At 68.6% G+C, this 3,423-nt stretch carries 4 protein-coding genes; 2 read left to right on the forward strand and 2 right to left on the reverse strand.

Features of this window, described 5'->3' with window-relative positions:
• Positions 1–139: 139 nt before the first annotated feature.
• Positions 140–1,477, forward strand: coding sequence for an MFS transporter (locus HUK82_RS15365; protein WP_176614777.1), 1,338 nt, complete (start codon positions 140–142; stop codon positions 1,475–1,477).
• A gap of 41 nt (positions 1,478–1,518) precedes the next feature.
• Here HUK82_RS15365 and HUK82_RS15370 read toward each other — a convergent pair whose 3' ends face one another.
• Together HUK82_RS15370 and HUK82_RS15375 are read right to left on the reverse strand one after the other, a co-directional pair.
• Positions 1,519–1,854: a YnfA family protein gene (locus HUK82_RS15370; protein WP_176614778.1), complete on the reverse strand. Its 336-nt coding sequence runs from the start codon at positions 1,852–1,854 to the stop codon at positions 1,519–1,521.
• The gene (locus tag HUK82_RS15375) at positions 1,842–2,876 is read right to left on the reverse strand and encodes a cysteine synthase A (protein WP_176614779.1); all 1,035 of its coding nucleotides are present in this window, start codon (positions 2,874–2,876) and stop codon (positions 1,842–1,844) included. Before HUK82_RS15375 ends, HUK82_RS15370 begins: the two co-directional genes overlap by 13 nt.
• A 108-nt stretch (positions 2,877–2,984) precedes the next feature.
• Here HUK82_RS15375 and HUK82_RS15380 point away from each other — a divergent pair, with 108 nt between their 5' ends.
• Entirely contained in the window at positions 2,985–3,392 is a 408-nt protein-coding gene (locus HUK82_RS15380) for a rhodanese-like domain-containing protein (RefSeq protein WP_176614780.1), read from the forward strand.
• Positions 3,393–3,423: the final 31 nt, after the last annotated feature.

The raw sequence follows: 3,423 nt of genomic DNA on the forward strand, positions 1-3,423 counted from the left end.
ACCGCCGGTCGCCATGCCCAACTGCCGGGCGCGCAGGAGAACGAACCGCGTCAGCCGCGCGGCCTGATGAGCCGCTGACCATGCCGCCTGCCCCTATCGCGCGCGGCGCCCCCGCAACGCCGGGTCTGGCCGCCCGCTGATGCGGCGGTTGCCCGTCAACAGCCAGGTCGGCCTGGATTGGCTCAACTTTTTCGTTGCCAATCTTCAGGCCGCCTTCGGTGCGTTCGTCGCTGTCTATCTGACCGGCGCCCACTGGACCCAGGGTCAGATCGGCGTCGCGCTGAGCATCGGCTCGATCACCGGTATGGTCAGCCAGGTGCCGGCCGGCCTTCTGGTCGACGCATTACACAACAAGCGTCTGGTGGCCAACGCGTCGATTATCGCCGTGATCCTGTCCTGCTTGCTGCTGGGCATGTTACCGCAACAGATTCCGGTGGCGGTGGCCGAAATTCTGCACGGGCTGGCCAGTTGCACGCTCAACCCGGCTATCCAGGCGATCACACTGTCTGTCGTGGCGAGTGCCGCGTTGCGTGCCGGGGTGTCGGTGCAGCCGGGCGCGCTGGGGCAGCGGTTCGGTCGAAGCGCGAGCTTTGCCTCGGTCGGCAACGCCATTGCCTCCGGTTTGATGGGCGCGGTGGGCTTTTACGTATCGCCGCGGGCCACGTTCTTTCTGGGTGCGCTTATGGCCGTGCCGGGCCTGATCGCGCTGCAGATGGTCGAACGGCCGCCGGCGAAGGAAGAAGCGGCGCCAAGCGTTGCGGCCATCGCCGAAGGAACCCCGGAGCCGGCGGCGCGCGGATCGGTGGTGGCACTGCTGTCCGACCGGCGTCTGCTGGGGTTCGCCCTCTGCGTCATCACGTTCCATCTGGCCAATGCCGCAATGCTGCCGCTGGCCGCCGGTCAGGTCACGAAGGAGGCGGGCCGAACGGCGGAGCTGGTGATCGCGGGGTGTATCCTGCTGCCGCAGCTGGTGGGCGCGGCACTGTCGCCGCTGATCGGGCGCTATGCGGAGGTCATCGGTCGTCGTCCCATCATGCTGCTGACCTTCGCCGCGCTGCCGCTGCGCGGGCTTTTGCTGAGCATGACCGCCGATCCGGTGCTGGTCGTCGCCATCCAGCTGCTGGACGGCATCAGCTCACCGGCGTTCGGTGTGATGATGCCACTGGTGACGGCGGACCTGACGCGCGAGAACGGTCGGTTCAACCTGTGTATGGGGGTGCTGGGCCTGGCCATGGGTGCGGGGGCGAGCCTGAGCACCACGGTCGCCGGTTTTGCCGCCGATCATTATTCCACCCGGATCGCCTTTCAGGCCCTTGCGGGCTGCGGTCTGCTCTGCGTTGTGCTGGTCGCCCTGCTGATGGGCGAGACCGCGGCGGAACGGGCCGCCAAGCGAGGCGAGGCCGCCCCGGCACCGGATGCCGAGAGGGGACCGGGTCACGATGACCGTGCCCTGAAACCCTCCGCCGGCGCGGACTGACGCCCGGCTCGGGGCCACCGCGTCGGTCGGGGGCTCAGGGCTTAGCCGCTGCGTGGGCCGAACAGGATCAGCGCGCTTCCCGCCAGGCAGACGGCGGCCCCACCGATATCCCAGCGGTCCGGCACGACGTCGTCCACCCACCACGACCACAGGACGCTCGCGGCGATATAAATGCCGCCATAGGTCGCGTAGGCCCGGCCGGCGTTATCGGCTGGGCTGAGCGCGAGAAGCGTTGCGAACGCGGCCAGCGCCCCGGCGCCGGGTATCAGCCACAGGGCCGAGCGCCCCAGACGCAACCAGGCCCATAGCGCGTAGCATCCCGAAATCTCGGCAATGGCTGCGGGGAGGTAGACGAGGGCGGGGCTTATGCCAGCCATGCGGGGACCGGCAGGTTCCGGTCGCGAAGAAAGGTCGGGTTGAACAGCTTGGACTGATAACGCGCGCCGCCGTCGCACAGGATGGTGACGATCGTCTTCCCCGGGCCGAGTTTGCGGGCGGTGCGGATCGCCGACGCGACGTTGATGCCGGACGAGCCGCCGACCGACAGGCCCTCCTGGATCAACAGGTCGTAGATCAGGTCCAGGGCTTCGGCGTCGGGAATGCGTTCGGCATCGTCGATGGTGATGCCCTCGAGGTTGCCCGTCACGCGCGACTGTCCGATTCCTTCGGTGATGGAGGAGCCGGACACGCTCAAATCGTTGTCCTTGACCCACCCGTACAGACCTGATCCTTCCGGATCGGCGAGCACGATCCTCGGCCGTGCCACGCCGGCCGCAACGGCGGCTTCGCCCAGGCCGAGGGCGACGCCGGCCAGCGTCCCGCCAGTCCCGCAGGCGCAGGTGAACGCATCCACCCGGCCGCCGGTCTGCTGCCAGATCTCGGGCGCAGTCGTGGCGCGGTGGCCGTCGCGGTTGTCGGTGTTGTCGAACTGGTTGGCCCAGAGCGCGCCGGTCTCCTCGGCGATACGGCGCGAGACGTGTACGTAGTTGCCCGGATCGCGGAACGGCTTGGCGGGCACCAGCCGCAGGTCGGCCCCGATCATGCGCAGGAAGTCGATCTTCTCCTGGCTCTGCGTCTCGGGCATGACGATGATGCTGCGGTAGCCGCGGGCATTGGCGACCAGCGTCAGGCCGATGCCGGTGTTGCCGGCCGTGCCTTCGACGATGGTCCCACCGGGTTTGAGAGCGCCTCGCTGTTCGGCGGCGGTGATGATGGCCAGCGCGGCCCGGTCCTTGACCGACCCACCGGGGTTCATGAACTCCGCCTTACCCAGGATCGTGCAGCCGGTGGCGTCGGAGGCGCGGGCAAGACGGATCAGCGGCGTGCCGCCGATCGCGCCCGCCATATCGGCGCTCGCCGCACGCCAGCCGGGAAGGGCGGGGTTTGCATCATGGACCATATGGCATCACCTTGTCGTCGTTCGCGGTCATGGGGCGCGCATCGCGGTGTCTGCCGCGCTGCGCATCCGAGGCCCGTTACCATGTTCATTCTGCCGACGAGAAACAAGATGATCGAAGACGTATCGCCCTTGACCACATGGCAGGCCCTGAAGACCGATCCGCAGGCGCAACTGGTGGATGTGCGCACCGACGCCGAGTGGACCTTCGTGGGCTTCGCCGACCTGTCGGAGATCGGCAAGCAGATGGTGCCGGTCAGTTGGCAGTCTCTCGACGGCCGCCCCAACGGCAGCTTCGTCGAACAGCTCGCGGCTGCGGGCCTGCAGCCCGGCATGCCGATCTATTTCCTGTGCCGCTCCGGCGCGCGGTCCCGCGCGGCGGCTCTCGCGGCGCGGCAGGGCGGCTTTACGCAGGTGTTCAACGTCGCTGACGGGTTCGAAGGGCCGCCCGACGACCAGGCGCATCGCGGCACGGTCGCGGGGTGGAAAAAGGATGGTCTGCCCTGGCGTCAGGGCTGACACACGGCACACCCGGCCCGGCGGCTGCGGC

It is taken from the genome of Ameyamaea chiangmaiensis, assembly GCF_013376175.1.
GTDB classification, from domain to species: domain Bacteria; phylum Pseudomonadota; class Alphaproteobacteria; order Acetobacterales; family Acetobacteraceae; genus Ameyamaea; species Ameyamaea chiangmaiensis.

Excerpts from the sequence above, each read along its gene's own strand:
- HUK82_RS15365 (WP_176614777.1), top strand. The coding sequence starts at position 140 with ATGCGGCGGTTGCCCGTCAACAGCCAGGTCGGCCTGGATTGGCTCAAC.
- HUK82_RS15370 (WP_176614778.1), bottom strand. The coding sequence starts at position 1,854 with ATGGCTGGCATAAGCCCCGCCCTCGTCTACCTCCCCGCAGCCATTGCC.
- HUK82_RS15375 (WP_176614779.1), bottom strand. The coding sequence starts at position 2,876 with ATGGTCCATGATGCAAACCCCGCCCTTCCCGGCTGGCGTGCGGCGAGC.
- HUK82_RS15380 (WP_176614780.1), top strand. The coding sequence starts at position 2,985 with ATGATCGAAGACGTATCGCCCTTGACCACATGGCAGGCCCTGAAGACC.